Below are 16,287 nucleotides of genomic sequence, written 5' to 3'. Positions count from 1 at the left end.
TTTCACAAAAATCATTGCCCATAATAAGCTGTAATTAATCTTTCTCTCATTTTATTCAGGTATTTGATGTCTTTGGTATTGGATAATATGATAATACTAAGATTTTTATCAACCAGATGTACCCAATTGGCACTGTGTCCGTAACCTTCTCCCTGACGTTCTGCAAATAACGTATTAACCGTTCCGAATTTTTTAGGATAAACCCAAAAACCAAGTGCAGTATCTTCAAGTTTTTTATCCGGTGTAAGCATAGTCTCCAATGTAGCCTTATTAAACAGCTTATGATTAAATACGGCCTGATCAAAAATAAGAAGGTCTTTAGGAGTAGAATACATAGCTCCGGCAGAGTAGAAATTATCAATATAAGTATTGGTAGGCGTGTGAAGAGCAAATGGATCAGAAGGATCAGCTGAATACCCTTCATCTATGTTTTGAATGATATCATTGTGATGAAGAAATCCGGTGTTCTCCATTTTGAGAGGAACTAAGATCTGTTCTTTTAATACCTCTTCAAAAGGTTGATGATATATTTTCTCAATGATCTTTCCCAATAGTATAAAATCACCATTGTTATAACTGAACTTTGTTCCGGGTACATCTATCAGTTTTTCAGAAAGAAAAGTGGTAATGAAATCATCCAGGTTCCAGATGGTGTTGTCATAAGCCTCATGAATGAGTTCCGGGGAACTGATATCCTTGTTTTCACGGCCACTGCTGTAAGTAAGAAGATTTCTTATAGTTGCTTTTTTTGCAGCTTCGCCTTTATATTCCGGATAATAAGTGGAAATAGGGGCGTCCAGATTAATTTTCCCTTTTTCATAAAGCTGCATAATCAATACTGCAGTAAATGTTTTGGTGAGAGAGAAAATATGAAACCGGGTTTCATCTGAAAATGGAATATTATAATGCCTGTTGGATAAACCTGTATAAGTAAGTAATTCGGTCTTGCCATTTTGAGCAACTAAGACGGCACCGTTGAAATTATCTTTTTTTATGCATGAATGAATCACTTGTTCCACCTTCTGTACTTGCGGATAAGCAAAATGAATCATGATCATAAACAATCCTGAAAGTTTTATTTTCATAGTAACAATTTTATTATGGATATTGAGGTAAGGATAATTTTAATCAAAGTTACTGGCCAATCCAGGCTTTCCTTAAAGCTATTTGTTTTGAATCAGGATTGGGCAAAAGACTTATTTTTCCAGTATTTTCATCATAAGTAAAACCAACTTTTGCCAGATATTCTTTCAAAGGAACGGGCTGTGTACCTTCAATATAATCACTGAAAAATGTACGTATTTCCGGGAAAGTCAATTTTGTAATTTCATCAAATAAATCAAGGTCATTAAAATACTTACCGGATCCATATTTTTTCATCAGCTCCAGCATCAGATTCTGAGTGCCGGTTTTTCCTCCGGAAAGTTCTCTTAATCTGATATCCAGGCACATTCCCAGTAATGGTCCTTTTTGGTAAAAGTTCATATACTGATCCTGTCTCTCCATCGCATTTTTACTGATCTCTGTAAAGGATAGTTTATTGTCAAATTCCTGCATCCCTTGTATTTTTTCTTCCAGGCTTTTTTCGAAATCCTCCAGGCTTATCATTTTTTGTTTTATGGGCATATGAATGGTGGCGTACTCCGTCATTCCTTCATAGAGCCACAGATGCTGAGACATTGAAGGGTTCAGAAAATCATAATGCTGAATTTCCTCCGAGTGAATATTAAGAGGAGTAACAATATGGAAAAACTCGTGGGAAGCCACTCTGTTTAAGGCATTGGAGAGATAATCCATACTTCCGGAATAGTACAGGCAGACTGTTGATTGTGAATGCTCCAGTCCGTCTCCCATAAATCCCTTTTCATTTGAATCCTCGTAATAAATCAAAAAAGCATATTTGTTTACCGGTAAAGTTCCACCCAGATAAGCTTGCTGATTCTTTAAAATACTTTCAATTTCAAGTGCTATTTTTTTGGAATAATGTCGTTCTTTTTTATTGTAAAATGATACGAGAACCTCAGTATGTCCGATTTTTAACGAGGTTGTATCGGGAATACAGTATAAAACCGGAGAATCTACCAATTGACGGTAATCTTTTGCCCAGACAACATCTGTGTTTTGGTCCTTCTGTTTGTAATCTAAGGCAGAAGAAGCATAAAAATCTTTATTTTTTGTAACTTTAATCTGATAAGGAATATCCTGCATTTCTTGAAAATACCCCACTAACGAATTATAGTTGATGACAAAAACACTGTCTTTATTAAACATACTTCCGGCAGATTTGGCCTCATGACTGTCTTTTTCTAAAGAATCCCAGCCATCAGCTACCTGATATGATATTGAGCTGACATGCTTAAGATCATGTACCATCCAGCTGTTTTGATCCAGACGTTCGATGGTAACTTTTTTTCCGTTTTTATCAGTGGCAACAAGATTTGAAACATACTGCCCGAAATTCATAGGTTGATAAAAGCCGGGAACTAGCTTGGGAATAATGAATTTTCCTTGTTTAAGATTGTTTTTGGGTGGCGTAAAAGAAACTTTAACTTCGTCACCGGACAGGTGAAGAAGGTCTATATTATATTGATAAGATTTCTTTGAGACTTGGGCAATAATTGTATTTGGAAATATAAACAGTACAAAAACTAATTTGATCAGGTTATTCATCTGCTTTTATTTTAGTTAGTACTAAATTACAAAAATTGCCCAAGCTTAAGTTTTTTATTTTTCCATAAAATATACTTCTTCATAAGGCTGAATCAAAACCCATCCGTGTCCTGAAAATTTCATCTGGAATTCTTCACCACTTCCTCTTCCGATAAGGCTTTTAAATGAAACGTTGGTCTTCAGTTCCGGGCTCAGGTTTCCGGACCAGGCAACGGTAGCATTCGGATCTGTGAAAACCGGAGTGTCAGGAGTTACAAGCAGGGTTAAAGGATCACCATGAGTGGTAATTGCAATATGGCCTGTTCCTGAAAGTTTTACCTGGAAAAGACCTCCGGACATCATTCCAGCAATACTTTTCAGCATGGTAATATCACTTTTTACACTTTGTTCATGAGCCAGAACATCATTACCGTTCACACAAACCGATTCATTATTCAGGTAAAGAATACGAACTTTCTTACCAGAATCTGCAACGTATAATTTTCCGGTTCCTTCAGCTTTCATCAGTTTGCTTCCTTCTCCACTGATGGCTTTTTTCAGAAGATTTCCGATACCGCCGGCCAGCATCCCCTGTCTTTCAAAATTAATATTTCCCACGTAGCTCACCATGCTTCCTTTTTTAGTCCATACTGCCTGATTGTTAAGATTAATTTCTAAAAGGTGCTTGGTTTCCAGTTCAAAATAGTCCCTTTTCTGTGGATTCTCTTTTGTTTCATTGATAAATGCTTCAATTGAATATTTGCTCATATTGGATAGTTTTTAGATTTGTTCTAATGTTATTTGTTGATTTTATTTAATTTATATTCTCGCTTATTGCTTTTAGGATTAAGATCTACAAACTCATAGTCTTCAAAATAAGCAAGTTTGGATTGAAATACTTCGGTTGCTTTTTCTACAGACCAGGTTTTAGGATAATGAAAGCCATCAAATTCTGCATTTTTAATAGATGCTGTAAACTCATGGGAAAACTCATCATCACCGGAATAAGTTAAAGCAATTTTACCGGTCCATTCAATATCATATGAATGGTTCTCCTTTTTTGAAAACTTTATTCTATGATTGGCACAGCTGTCGTGGCCAAGCAGATAAATACCAAAAGCAAGATCATCTTCATCAAAATCATTTTCAGAGGGAAGATCATTGGTATACAGATCATTTTGAATCACCTTGTCCAGATCTATTTTTTCACCCGAATTATCAATTCTGATTCCGCCTCCTTCACCCCAATAGATTGATGACAGTGTACAGGCTAGGTAATTGTCCCATACTATTTTGGAATCCCAACTGGAGATATCTTCATTTTCACTCTCATCGAAGTCATCATTATTCTCTTCTTCCTCTTCTTCTGCATAATAATTTTCAGATTTTAAATGAAAATCAAACCAAACAGATTCATCTTCGTCAATTCTCCCTCTCCAGATAAATGCTGTAAGTTGGTGCCCATTAGGATAAGGGCTGTTCAGAAAGTGAATTTTGTTAACGGATTCCATTAATCTATTTTATTTTTGACTAAAATAAACTTTTTTTACTAGAAAAACTCCCATCTAATCACGGTTTTACATTTGATTGAAAATAATACTTGACAAAGGGGTATTCAATGTCGTATATTTGCACTCCGAAAATTACACCTTGTAATTTCAATAATTTTTAAACCGTAATTTAAAAAATGAAAACATCAGATTTTAATTTTGATCTTCCTGCGGAATTATTGGCAGAACACCCATCAGAGCACAGAGACGAAGCTAGATTAATGGTTCTTGATAGAAAAACACAAACTATCGAGCACAAATTATTCAAAGATGTAGTGGATTATTTTGATGAGAAAGATTTATTTATCTTCAACAATACTAAGGTTTTCCCTGCTCGTCTTTATGGAAATAAAGAAAAAACAGGTGCTAAAATTGAAGTTTTCCTTTTAAGAGAGCTTGATAAGGAAACAAGAGTTTGGGATGTTTTGGTAGATCCGGCAAGAAAAATCAGAATTGGTAACAAATTATTCTTCACAGAAGATGAGTCTTTGGTAGCTGAGGTTATTGATAATACTACATCAAGAGGAAGAACATTAAGATTCTTATTCGATGGTTCTTACGATGAATTCAGAACGAAATTGAAGGAATTAGGAGAAACTCCACTTCCAAAATATATCAAAAGAGCAGTAGAACCGGAAGATGCAGAAAGATATCAGACGATTTATGCTAAAATAGAAGGAGCAGTAGCTGCCCCTACAGCAGGTCTTCACTTCTCTAAGCATTTAATGAAAAGATTAGAGATTAAAGGAATCGATTTTGCTGAAGTTACACTTCACGTAGGATTGGGAACTTTTAACCCAATTGAGGTAGAAGATCTTTCTAAGCACAAAATGGAATCTGAAGAGATCATCATTGACGAAAAAAATGCTGATATCATCAACAAGGCAGTAGAATCTCACAGAAGAGTTTGTGCAGTAGGAACTACTACCATGAGAGCATTGGAAACTTCTGTTTCTTCAAACAAAAAAATCTCCGCTTTCAACGGTTGGACGAATAAATTCATTTATCCACCTCACGATTTCGGAGTGGCTAATTCAATGATCACGAACTTCCACACACCGAAGTCTACATTGATTATGATGATTGCTGCATTTGCTGGAAGAGATTTCATCATGCAGGCTTATGAAGAAGCTGTAAAAGAAAAGTACAAGTTCTATTCTTACGGTGACGCAATGTTAATTCTATAAAAAGATATTAGGTAATAGGTTGCAGGTAGGAGTTACCTGCGACCTAAAGCCTAAAATCTACAACCTTACAATGAAAGATATCCGTATATTATCACTAGACCAGCTTAAAGAATACTTTGTATCTTTAGGGGAGAAGCCGTTTCGTGCGAAACAGGTCTATGACTGGCTATGGAGTAAAAACCTCCATTCGATTGATGAAATGACGAATCTTTCGAAATCTCTTCGTGAAAAAATTTCAGAAGAATATACCATTAATCCTGTTTCCGTAGATCTTCTTCAGAAAAGTACCGACGGGACTATCAAAAACGGAGTGAAACTTCATGATGGATTATTGGTAGAATCTGTTCTTATTCCAACAGAAACAAGAACAACAGCCTGTGTCTCTTCACAGGTAGGCTGCTCATTAAACTGCGAATTCTGTGCTACTGCAAAACTGAAAAGGATGAGAAACCTTGAAGTGGCGGAAATTGTAGACCAGGTTGCCCTTATTGACAGCCAAAGCAGAATGTATTTTGACAGACCGCTTTCCAATATCGTATTCATGGGAATGGGAGAACCAATGATGAACTACAAAAACGTAGTGGAAGCCATCAGAAAGATTACCCAACCGGAAGGATTAGGAATGTCTCCAAGAAGAATCACTGTTTCTACGTCAGGAATTCCAAAGATGATCAAAATGCTTGCTGATGATGAATTGCGTGTGAAATTAGCACTTTCTCTTCACTCAGCGATTGAAGCAAAGCGTAATGAAATTATGCCTTTCTCAGATAAATTCCCGTTAACGGATATTATGGAGGCACTTCAGTACTGGTATCAGAAAACGGGTTCAGTAATCACTTTCGAATACTGTGTATGGAAAGGAATTAATGACGGTGACGAGGATATCAAAGCTTTAATCAAATACTGTAAGCAGGTTCCTTCAAAAGTAAACCTTATTCAATACAACCCAATCGGGGACGGAAAATATGACCAATGTAACAAGCAGGCTGAAGAAAATTATATCCGTCAGCTTGAAAATGCTGGCATAACTGTAATGGTAAGAAGAAGCCGTGGAGGGGATATTGATGCTGCCTGTGGGCAATTAGCCAATAAAAATGCTGATTAAAATTTTCCTGAAAAAATCTTAAAATTTTCTTAAATCATCGCCTAAAATCCTACCTTTGCATAAAATTATTTTGTGATGATGGAGTATTTTATGAGCGAGAATGGGCTAGAAAATGTATATGCGTGGTCAATTCCTTTGCACGCCACTGTTATTTTAGCTGAGATGATTTACAGCCACGTTTCGGAGGCGAAGTTATACAGTGGAAAAGACCTTGCTACAAATGTTTATCTTGCTTTGATGAACTTTGGTCTTGACCTGATTATGAAGGCGTTTGCAATGGGGGTAATGTTTTTCTTTTACAACCACAAACTTCTTTCATGGGATCTTAGCATCTGGTATTTGCTGGCCTGCTTTATAATTACAGATTTTGCTTACTATGTCCTGCATTATGTGGATCACCGTTCCAGAGCATTCTGGGCAGTTCACATTACACACCATAGTTCAGAATTTTTCAACCTTACAACCGGTTTCAGAAGCCCGGTTTTACAGCCGCTTTACAGATACTTATATTTTTCACCACTGGCATTCTTAGGGTTCAATCCGTGGCATATTATGGTAGCTTATGCTATTGGTCAGGTATATGGAACATGGGTGCACACACAGACGGTAAAAAGTATGGGATTCTTAGAATATATTCTGGTAACCCCTTCTCACCACCGTGTACACCATGCCTGTAATATAAAGTATCTGGATAAAAACATGGGAATGTGTCTCATTATCTGGGATAAAATATTTGGAACCTTCCAGAAAGAGGACCCGAATATTCCTGTAAAATATGGAATCTATCCAAAAATGCCTGACAACAGGCCTGATACAGTACTCTTCTATGAATGGAGAAAAATTTGGAAAGACCTTAAGCAGCCAGGATTAACATTTACAGACAGGATCAATTATATTTTCAACTCACCGGGATGGAGACATGACGGAACCGGGAAAACAGTAAGACAATATCAGAAAGAATACTTTGCCAAGCAGACACAAAAAGAGCAGGCAAAGAATCAGGAGCAGCAGAAATCTGCTTAATTATCAATAGAAATCTATAAAGAAAGACGGGCTTTTAGTCCGTCTTTTTATTTATAGGGAATTTGAAGACCAGAACATAGTAATTTAATTATAGATTTTTTATACGACAACTTTTGTCGTGGCAGCAATTTAAATTTGTAATCAGAGCTGGTTAAGGAAATAATGCCAGCCGGTTGGTTACCAAAATTTAACAATTTATTATTATGATTTATACTGAAGATTTTTTTTTACAAGGAAGTAATTATCCTGCTGATAATTTAGTACAACTTGTTGATAGCTATACTAAGGAAAATGTCAATTATGTAAAATATACCGGAGCAGGATCTATAATTGATGATGGTGTCATTTTTAGGGCAAAAGGAAGTGAATGGTATGTTTTAAGCAATTATATTTCCGGGGAATATGTTAACGTGAAACAGTTTGGCGCTAAAGGGGATGGAATTAATAATGATTCTCTAATAATCAATTATGCGATAGAAGTAACATCGAGATTGAAAATGAGACTTTTTATTCCTAAAACGGATCATTTTTACATGATTGATCCGCAGATATTAACATTTGATGAGTCAACTGTTGGTTCACCTGATATCCATGTTGGAATGCTTATACAAAGTAATATGGATGTTTTTTCAGATGGAGCCGTTTTAAAATTAAAAGATGGGATTTCTTCTGAAGCGGCACCCAAAGCTATAAGAATGTTTTTTTCCAATGATTTTTTACATGACATCAGCATGTCTGGACTAGTTCTGGATATGAATGGTTTGAACAACTTAATTACCCCAAAGATAGTGACATATCGGAAGAATGAAAAAGGAGAAGAAGTTTGTGAGATCATGTATAGTCTGCTGACTCAGTTTCATTTTGGCTTTTCAGGAACAAAAGATGGAGTTGCCTGCGGGGCAGATAACGTTTTGATTGAAAATTGTAGTTTTATTAATACAGCAGGGGTAACTTGTATTTCAATGTGCCAGTCCAATAAAGTGGGAGTAAAATTAGGGAGAAATTGGATTATCCGGAATAACCTATTTAAAAATAATGGTTTAGATTCAACAGATCATTCTTCTATTTTCGGATGGGCAACAGATGTTAACTGTTATAACAATACTTTTTACAATGATGTTATGCCTGAACCTGTAGGGGGAAGGGTAGCTTATGAAGTACATGGAAGCAATCAGAATTTTTTCAATAATACGATTGAAAACTATTATCAGGGACTTTGGGTAGGTATTAATAATTCTGAGGATAAGATCCAAAATATTTATATCCATGATAACGTATTTAGTTTGGGTTGTGTTTTTGTTGATTTTTACAACGGAAATTTAGAAGGTGATTCTTCTTTTCCGGTTGATATAGAGAATGTCTTTATAAAATCTAATGTAGGAACTATAACCAATAGAAAGGTAAAAGATGAAGTAAAGCAATTGATAAGAATCAATGCTAAAAAAGCACCATCTAATGTTTTTGTTGAAAACAATACACTTATAAATGAATCTTATGATAAACCATGTTCTTTCTTTTCAGGTATTTGTGATGAAAATCAGATTAACGGTATGGATCGTATTTTTATCAACAATAACTCTGGTGTCAATTTGGATATTGGATGCGTGTTTTACTGGGGTAAAATTATGGATTTAGGAATGATTCACATTTTAAATAATTCTTTTGAATATAAAAACAATTTTGGTTTTGATATTAGTTGCTACGGAAACGTTAAATCACAACAAGGCAAAATACTAGACCTAAAGGTAAGCAATATCAAGTCATTTTACTCGGATAACAATAATAGGGCTGTTATTTCTGGTGATTTTAGTTTTCAATATAACAATATGTCATTAAGTGGTGTATCTCTTGAAGATGGAAGTTTTAAAAGTAATATAAGTTCATCAAAAAATCATCTGACTGTCAACGCTGAATTAAGGATAGGCTCCACAACATCTTTTGACGGATATCCAATCGCTTTTAAAGTAAACGGAGCAGCTTCTAACTCACAGACTATCTGTGATGCAGTGATCTCAAAATCTCTAAGCAGATACTTAGTAAAGGGAGTTGTAGATGCAACAGGAAGTTGGTGTACATTAACCGATATGAACGGAAATCCTATCAATTCCGCTGATCCTGTACTATTGTCAGAAGGAACGGTCGTTAACAGTATTTTTGTTATAGACAATTCTAAATTAACAGTATAATAAAGTTGATATTATTCTGATATAAAATATAAAACAGGGCAACACAAGAAAAACTGAGTGTTGCCCATTTTTTAGAAAGTATTCGAATGATTTTAGTAGAGTGGAACTTTCAGGTTAAAGATAAAACCCATAATTTTGTCCTTATGAAAAGAACACTTCTGCTATTGGCTTTTCTTGCCTTTCAAACAGCATTTTCTCAACAGACAGATTTCCTGAAAATTAAAAAGTATAGAATCAATTATTTGGATAATAAGATCCAGGAGACTTCCGGACTGAATTTTTTTAATGGAAAGCTGTACACTTTTAATGACAGCGGAAATGCTCCGGAATTGTTTGAAATCAATAAAACCTCAGGAGAAGTGGTGAAAACCTTAAAGGTAAATGCCAGAAATACGGATTGGGAAGCGCTTACAAATGATGGTGATCATTTTTATATTGGTGATTTTGGGAACAATGACGGGAGCAGAAGGCATCTTACCATTTATAAAGTTCCTTTTCAGGGAGATAGTCTGCAAAATAATCAGGTAAAGGAAATTAAATTCCATTATCCTGAGCAGACTGATTATATATCGAGCTATTTTAAGACAGATTTTGATGCAGAAGCGATGGTGTATGCTCATGGAAAGCTTCATGTCTTTACCAAAGAATGGGTGTCAAAATCAACAGTCCATTATGTCATTGATCCTGAAAAAAATGAAAAACAGGATGCTGTAAAGGCAGAAAGCTATAAAACCAATTTTATGGTAACCGATGCTGCCTACTTTGATAAAAAGCTTTATTTGGTAGGGTACAGTAAGAAAACAGAAGTGTTTTTGGATGTTTTTACAGAAACTGAACCGGGAATATTTTTTAAAGAAAGCCCGAAACACTATTATTTAGGAAGTGCTTTATCTGTAGGGCAGATTGAAGGGATCGCAGTAGACGAAACAGGGATTTCTATTTCAGGAGAAAAATTTAAATCTCCATTGGGAAAGACCAAGCCTTCTCTTTATTTTATCCCAAAAGACCAACTCAGAGATTAATTTTCGCTTAAAATTGAGCGAAAAAAATTATCTTTGTGAGAATTAATGATTATTCACCCAGCATTCGCAGATTTTGGCAAATACAGTAGAAGAAATTAAACGACCGATCAATGATGAAATGAAGCTTTTTGAACAGAAGTTTTATGAATCAATGCAGAGTAAAGTGGCTTTATTGGATAAAGTAACCCGTTTTATTGTTACTACCAAAGGAAAGCAGATGCGTCCTATGTTTGTCTTTCTTTGTGCCAAGCTGGTAGGAAATGTTACCGAAAAAACCTATCGTGGAGCCTCCATGATTGAGCTGATTCATACGGCTACTTTGGTACATGATGATGTGGTGGATGAAAGTTTTAAACGTCGTAATTTCTTTTCTATTAATGCGTTATGGAAGAATAAAATTGCTGTTTTGGTAGGGGATTATCTGCTGTCAAAATCAGTATTATTATCTACAGACCATAAAGATTATGATCTATTGGGAGTGATTTCTAGAACAATCCGAGAAATGTCTGAGGGTGAGCTTCTTCAATTGGAGAAAGCCAGAAAACTGGATATTACAGAAGATGTTTATTACGAAATTATCCGTCAGAAAACAGCCACTTTAATAGCTGCCTGCTGTGAGATTGGAGTATTGTCTAACAGTACGGATGAAGTGCTGGCCAAGAAAATGCAGGACTTCGGTACTTATACAGGAATGGCGTTCCAGATCAAAGATGACCTTTTTGATTATTTAAGCTCCAATGTAATCGGTAAGCCGGTAGGAATTGATATTAAAGAACAGAAAATGACCCTGCCTTTAATTCATACCCTGAAAATAGCAAATGAAAAGGACAGAAAATACTATTTCGATACCATCAAGCGCTATAATAACAATCCCAAGAGAGTAAAAGAACTTATTGAGTTCGTTAAAAATTCCGGTGGATTGGAATACTCGATCACTGTGATGAAAGACTTCCTGCAAAAAGCCAAAGATATTCTTAATGAATTTCCAGACTCTGAAGTGCGAAGCTCTTTACATAGTATGCTGAGCTATGTTATTGAAAGGAAATTTTAAGAATAAAACATAATAAAAATCGGAATACTATAAGCATTCCGATTTTTTCTTTTAAATTTTCTGAATTGTTACATTGGTTACATTTCCGCTTCCGGTACTTCCGGTTTCTGTCGCAAGAACTGTACAGTTTTGATTTGGTGCGGCTGTAAAACGGATTTGATAACCGGCAGTAGGAATGACCAGCATGGTGCTATAATTCATAAGTTCTCCTACGGTTCCGGAAGTTGCTGTAGCATTATAATGACTTCCCCTTCCCAGATAATTGGCATCAGGAACAGGACGTATTCCCAGAAGTAGCTGGGTTCCGGCTGCCGCATTTGAGAAACTGGCTTGCAGGGTAATCAGGTAGTTTCCCGGCTGGTTGAACGTCAAAATTCCCGTACTTGTATTATAGGAATAAAATGGCGAAGTTGCTAATGGAGTAGAAAACAGTAATGTGGTAATAGAAATAGTCGTAAGATTTTGACTGGCTGTAAGACGGGCATGAAATAACGAATAATCTGTAAAATTAATGGTCTTTAGTACTCCGTTTGCATCAGCTACCACAACTCTGTCATTTCCTCCTACCCCAATATTTGAGTTAATATTTCGAATTCTAACATTTCCTGAACTAATATCCAGTTTGTCCGTAGGTACAGTAGTTCCAATGCCCATATTTCCTGTTCCCGTTACAACAAAATCATTAGCCTGTTGCAATACGGAAGGGATTCCGGTTGTTGGATTATCTTTTGCTGCATCAACGTGGAATGCAGCTAGGGGATTACTCGTGTTTATCCCTACCTGTGCGATTGTAAACATAGGAAATGCCAAAGCATTTACCACCGCCAATAATTTAATTTTCATCTGTTTTTTTTTTGAGATATGTAAGGGTAAAATTACAACTATGACAGCGAACGAACAAATATTTCACTCATTTGTGATTTATTTGTTTATTTAAGTATTTTTTATTTGTTAATTTTAATATTTATTTGTTTAATCTGTAATTTTAAATAGTTTTTAAAGCGATTAATAGGATAATATTAATTAAATTATTTTCATAGTTACAATAATAACAGCTAGAACTATACAAAATAAAGCGATTAAAAATAAATAATCCGCAATACTCTCAAACGTGTATTCCCTCTTTTTATTTCCCGTTCTGATGGCCAGAAAGGAAAAGAAGCAGCTACAGGCAAAAAGAATACAGGCAAAGCCTGCAAATTCGTCTAAATATGTATTGTGACTGATCTTAGCGATTTTCAGAGAAGTAATAATAATCAATGAAAACCCTAGAAGATTGCTCGATGCATTCAGAATGTGGGGTGATTTTTTTTCCATCTTTACAATTTTTTTCAAAATAAAGCACAATTTTTTTTATTATCAAATTTTTAAAAAAGATTAATAAAAATTAAAATTAATTTAAAAAGTGTATATTAGCGGAATACTTGAAGAACAAAAACTTTTTTACTTAGCTATGCAAACAACCTATATTGAAACACAGCAAATATCCTTTCAAGATTTTAAAAATCAGATACTTGAAGACTACAGGTTAGGGAGGATTTCTCGTGAAATGTCTTATCTCGGAAGGAGAGAAGTACTTACCGGAAAAGCTAAATTCGGAATTTTTGGGGATGGTAAGGAACTTCCTCAGCTTGCAATGGCGAAGGTTTTCAGAAATGGAGACTTCCGTTCAGGGTATTATAGAGATCAGACTTTTGCATTGGCAATAAATGCTTTAACGGCAGAAAGTTTCTTTGCACAGATGTACGCGGATACAAGCGTAGAAAGAGAGCCGGCTTCAGCAGGAAGACAGATGAACGGACACTTTGCAACAAGAAGTTTAAATGAAGACGGAAGCTGGAAAGATTTAACAGCACAGAAGAATATTTCTTCGGATATTTCACCTACAGCAGGACAAATGCCAAGACTATTAGGATTGGCTCAAGCTTCTACTATATATAAAAATGTAAAATTTGACGGTTCTGAGAAGTTTTCAAGAGAAGGAAATGAGATTGCTTTCGGAACAATTGGTGATGCTTCTACCGCTGAAGGTCACTTCTGGGAAACACTGAACGCTGCATGTGCACTTCAGGTTCCTATGATCGTATCAATCTGGGATGACGGATATGGAATTTCAGTTCCTACCAAAAACCAGAGAGCAAAAGCTGATATCAGTGAAATGCTAAGCGGTTTCCAAAGAAAAGAAGGAGAAAATCAAGGTTGTGAAATCATTCAGGTGAAAGCTTGGGATTATGCAGCATTATTGGATGCTTATGCTAAAGCAGAGCATTTTGCGAGAACAGAAAGTGTTCCTGTAGTAGTACATGTGGTAGATGTTACCCAGCCTCAAGGGCACTCTACATCAGGATCTCACGAAAGATATAAAAACGAAGAGCGTTTAGCCTGGGAAGCTGAGTTTGACGGATTGGTGAAATTCAAAGAGTGGATTCTGAACTATTCTATCGAAATTGATGGAAAAGAAGAAGTAATTGCAACTGCTGAAGAATTGGAAGCGATTGATGAAGATGCTAAAAAAACAGCTAAAGCAGGGCAAAAAACAGCTTGGGATAGCTACCAGACTGCCATCAAAGAATTAATTCAGTCTGTTGTTCCTTTGGTAGAAAATATTAAAGGTCAGAATGCTGAAGTAGAAGCAGCACTTACTCACTTCAATAAATTGGTTTCAAAAGCTAAGAAAGATGTATTCCATTTAGCAAGAAAAACGTTACTGGCAACAAGAGGAACCAACTCTGCTGAAAGAAATCAATTGATGCAGAAGTACAATGAAGTGTCTGAAATTGAAAAAGACAATTATTCATCTCACTTATATTCTCAGTCTGAATGGAAGGCTGAAAACATCCAGGAAATTAAGCCTGTTTACTCAGACAGCTCTGAAGACGTTGACGGAAGAGTAGTGATCAGAAATAATTTTGATAAAATCTTTGAAAAATATCCTGAAACCCTAATCTTTGGGGAAGATACCGGAAACATCGGTGACGTAAATCAGGGATTGGAAGGGATGCAGGAGAAATACGGAGCATTACGTATCGCTGATACAGGAATTCGTGAAGCTACCATTCTTGGACAGGGAATTGGTATGGCAATGAGAGGTTTAAGACCAATCGCTGAAATTCAGTACTTAGACTATGTTCTTTACTGTTTACAGGGAATGAGTGATGATCTCGCAACAGTACATTACAGAACCAAAGGTGGTCAGAAGGCTCCACTAATCATCAGAACTAGAGGTCACAGATTGGAAGGAATCTGGCATTCAGGTTCTCCGATGGCGGGAATTCTTAACCTTTCAAAAGGTATTTTAGTATTGGTACCAAGAAACCTTACTAAAGCTGCCGGATTCTACAATACAATGCTTCAGGCGGACGAACCTGCGATTATCGTAGAATGCCTGAACGGATACAGATTAAAAGAAAAGCAACCAGATAACTTAGGAGAATTCAGTGTTCCTGTAGGTAAAATTGAAGTAACGAAAGAAGGTAAAGACGTTACTCTGGTAACTTACGGTTCTACATGGAGAATTGTAACAGAAGCAGCTAACGAGTTAGAAAAATTAGGAATCTCTGCAGAAGTGATCGATATCCAGTCGTTAATTCCTTTTGATTTATCTCACGAGATTGCTGAAAGTGTTAAGAAAACTAACAGGTTAGTAGTAATCGATGAAGATGTTGAAGGTGGAACTACAGGATTTATCCTACAGCAGATCTTAGAAAAGCAGAAAGCTTTCAGATACCTGGATTCAGATCCGTTGACGATCTCTGCAAATGATCACAGACCAGCATATGCAAGTGATGGTGATTATTTCAGTAAGCCGTCTACAGACGATATGGTAGAAAAGATCTACGCTATGTTTAATGAAACCAATCCTCAGAAATATCCTGCGATATTCTAATTAGGATTAAAGATAAATTAAACCGCTTTCATTATCTGAAAGCGGTTTTTTTGTTTTGATGCTGTAAATATGACCTTGAATTAATAATTGATACCTCTTGTTAATTTGTTTTTCAGTTTAATCCTCTTCAGCCAAAGTAATGCGCAGCTTATTCAAAGTATTCATTAAAGTAATACTCGATGTCAGTTCAATAATTTCTCTTTCTGTAAAATGCTGAAATATTTTTTCCCTGGCTTCTTGCCAGTCATTATTGTTATAAGTTACGGCTTCTGCCCAGCTCAAAACAAGCTTCTGCTTTACATCAAAAACTTGGGTATGTCTCCAGCCTGGTAATCGGTTAATGATATCCTGTTCAAAGCCAAAATTAAGAAGTTCTTTAGCATGATAACTGCAGCAGTAAGCGCAGCCATTGATTTGAGATACACGTAATTCTGCCAGTGCAATCAGTTTTTCATCAATACCAGACTTTCGGATGCTGGAGTGGGCTTTATACAGGTAACCAATGGTTTCTTTTGCTATTTCTTTGTAATTCATAATGAAATATTTTCTGCAAATTTGCATTAGAAATAGTTGAGAAACTATATACTTACTTTTTCGTGCTATACTAACCTTTTTGAAAGTAGGTGAT

14 protein-coding genes are annotated in these 16,287 nt (G+C 35.8%); 7 read left to right on the top strand and 7 right to left on the bottom strand.

Going from position 1 to position 16,287, the window contains the following annotated elements; translation table 11 throughout:
- Positions 1 to 11: 11 nt before the first annotated feature.
- Genes M2372_RS02770 through M2372_RS02755 form a run of 4 tightly spaced genes read right to left on the bottom strand, consistent with a single transcriptional unit; the run spans position 12 to position 4,160 of the window.
- Entirely contained in the window at positions 12 to 1,085 is a 1,074-nt protein-coding gene (locus M2372_RS02770) for a serine hydrolase (RefSeq protein WP_185018699.1), read from the bottom strand.
- 49 nt (positions 1,086 to 1,134) lie between these two features.
- Positions 1,135 to 2,670, bottom strand: coding sequence for a peptidase M61 (locus M2372_RS02765; RefSeq protein ID WP_123318449.1), 1,536 nt, complete (start codon positions 2,668 to 2,670; stop codon positions 1,135 to 1,137).
- Positions 2,671 to 2,724: 54 nt separating this feature from the next.
- Positions 2,725 to 3,417, bottom strand: coding sequence for an AIM24 family protein (locus M2372_RS02760; protein ID WP_115970606.1), 693 nt, complete (start codon positions 3,415 to 3,417; stop codon positions 2,725 to 2,727).
- 29 nt (positions 3,418 to 3,446) lie between these two features.
- The gene (locus M2372_RS02755) at positions 3,447 to 4,160 is read right to left on the bottom strand and encodes a hypothetical protein (RefSeq protein ID WP_123318450.1); all 714 of its coding nucleotides are present in this window, start codon (positions 4,158 to 4,160) and stop codon (positions 3,447 to 3,449) included.
- 176 nt (positions 4,161 to 4,336) lie between these two features.
- On the opposite strand from M2372_RS02755, the gene queA reads away from it, so the two are divergent.
- The 6 genes from queA (at position 4,337) to M2372_RS02725 (ending at position 11,773) form a co-directional block, all read left to right on the top strand.
- A complete protein-coding gene (queA, locus tag M2372_RS02750) occupies positions 4,337 to 5,386 on the top strand; it encodes a tRNA preQ1(34) S-adenosylmethionine ribosyltransferase-isomerase QueA (RefSeq protein WP_115970608.1) in 1,050 nt (349 codons plus the stop codon).
- A 70-nt stretch (positions 5,387 to 5,456) separates the two neighbouring features.
- Entirely contained in the window at positions 5,457 to 6,491 is a 1,035-nt protein-coding gene (gene rlmN / locus M2372_RS02745) for a 23S rRNA (adenine(2503)-C(2))-methyltransferase RlmN (RefSeq protein WP_115970610.1), read from the top strand.
- A gap of 75 nt (positions 6,492 to 6,566) precedes the next feature.
- Positions 6,567 to 7,514 (top strand): sterol desaturase family protein, encoded by a 948-nt coding sequence (locus M2372_RS02740; RefSeq protein ID WP_123318451.1) that lies wholly within the window; start codon positions 6,567 to 6,569, stop codon positions 7,512 to 7,514.
- Between the two features lie 203 nt (positions 7,515 to 7,717).
- Complete coding sequence (locus M2372_RS02735) at positions 7,718 to 9,700, top strand: hypothetical protein (RefSeq protein ID WP_123318452.1); 1,983 nt, start codon at positions 7,718 to 7,720, stop codon at positions 9,698 to 9,700.
- Between the two features lie 143 nt (positions 9,701 to 9,843).
- Positions 9,844 to 10,722, top strand: a complete 879-nt coding sequence (locus M2372_RS02730; protein WP_123319085.1) for a hypothetical protein — start codon at positions 9,844 to 9,846, stop codon at positions 10,720 to 10,722.
- Positions 10,723 to 10,795: 73 nt separating this feature from the next.
- On the top strand, positions 10,796 to 11,773 hold the full coding sequence (locus M2372_RS02725; protein ID WP_115970613.1) for a polyprenyl synthetase family protein: 978 nt from the start codon (positions 10,796 to 10,798) through the stop codon (positions 11,771 to 11,773).
- Between the two features lie 51 nt (positions 11,774 to 11,824).
- On the opposite strand, the gene M2372_RS02720 is transcribed toward M2372_RS02725, so the two are convergent.
- Positions 11,825 to 12,616, bottom strand: coding sequence for a hypothetical protein (locus M2372_RS02720; RefSeq protein ID WP_123318453.1), 792 nt, complete (start codon positions 12,614 to 12,616; stop codon positions 11,825 to 11,827).
- 180 nt (positions 12,617 to 12,796) lie between these two features.
- The gene (locus M2372_RS02715) at positions 12,797 to 13,090 is read right to left on the bottom strand and encodes a hypothetical protein (RefSeq protein ID WP_115970767.1); all 294 of its coding nucleotides are present in this window, start codon (positions 13,088 to 13,090) and stop codon (positions 12,797 to 12,799) included.
- 136 nt (positions 13,091 to 13,226) lie between these two features.
- Between M2372_RS02715 and M2372_RS02710 the strand changes: the two genes are divergently transcribed.
- Complete coding sequence (locus M2372_RS02710; RefSeq protein WP_123319086.1) at positions 13,227 to 15,659, top strand: thiamine pyrophosphate-dependent enzyme; 2,433 nt, start codon at positions 13,227 to 13,229, stop codon at positions 15,657 to 15,659.
- 117 nt (positions 15,660 to 15,776) lie between these two features.
- Here M2372_RS02710 and M2372_RS02705 read toward each other — a convergent pair whose 3' ends face one another.
- Positions 15,777 to 16,193 (bottom strand): carboxymuconolactone decarboxylase family protein, encoded by a 417-nt coding sequence (locus M2372_RS02705; RefSeq protein ID WP_123318454.1) that lies wholly within the window; start codon positions 16,191 to 16,193, stop codon positions 15,777 to 15,779.
- Positions 16,194 to 16,287 lie beyond the last annotated feature (94 nt).

The sequence above is a fragment of the Chryseobacterium sp. BIGb0232 genome, assembly GCF_024810195.1.
Taxonomy (GTDB): domain Bacteria; phylum Bacteroidota; class Bacteroidia; order Flavobacteriales; family Weeksellaceae; genus Chryseobacterium; species Chryseobacterium pennae.
This window is presented reverse-complemented; position numbering and strand designations above follow the sequence as displayed.

Coding starts and splice junctions, on each gene's coding strand:
- M2372_RS02710 (WP_123319086.1), top strand. CDS start 13,227: ATGCAAACAACCTATATTGAAACACAGCAAATATCCTTTCAAGATTTT.
- M2372_RS02720 (WP_123318453.1), bottom strand. CDS start 12,616: ATGAAAATTAAATTATTGGCGGTGGTAAATGCTTTGGCATTTCCTATG.
- M2372_RS02760 (WP_115970606.1), bottom strand. CDS start 3,417: ATGAGCAAATATTCAATTGAAGCATTTATCAATGAAACAAAAGAGAAT.
- rlmN (WP_115970610.1), top strand. CDS start 5,457: ATGAAAGATATCCGTATATTATCACTAGACCAGCTTAAAGAATACTTT.
- M2372_RS02755 (WP_123318450.1), bottom strand. CDS start 4,160: ATGGAATCCGTTAACAAAATTCACTTTCTGAACAGCCCTTATCCTAAT.
- M2372_RS02765 (WP_123318449.1), bottom strand. CDS start 2,670: ATGAATAACCTGATCAAATTAGTTTTTGTACTGTTTATATTTCCAAAT.
- M2372_RS02770 (WP_185018699.1), bottom strand. CDS start 1,085: ATGAAAATAAAACTTTCAGGATTGTTTATGATCATGATTCATTTTGCT.
- M2372_RS02735 (WP_123318452.1), top strand. CDS start 7,718: ATGATTTATACTGAAGATTTTTTTTTACAAGGAAGTAATTATCCTGCT.
- M2372_RS02715 (WP_115970767.1), bottom strand. CDS start 13,090: ATGGAAAAAAAATCACCCCACATTCTGAATGCATCGAGCAATCTTCTA.
- M2372_RS02730 (WP_123319085.1), top strand. CDS start 9,844: ATGAAAAGAACACTTCTGCTATTGGCTTTTCTTGCCTTTCAAACAGCA.
- M2372_RS02705 (WP_123318454.1), bottom strand. CDS start 16,193: ATGAATTACAAAGAAATAGCAAAAGAAACCATTGGTTACCTGTATAAA.
- M2372_RS02740 (WP_123318451.1), top strand. CDS start 6,567: ATGATGGAGTATTTTATGAGCGAGAATGGGCTAGAAAATGTATATGCG.
- queA (WP_115970608.1), top strand. CDS start 4,337: ATGAAAACATCAGATTTTAATTTTGATCTTCCTGCGGAATTATTGGCA.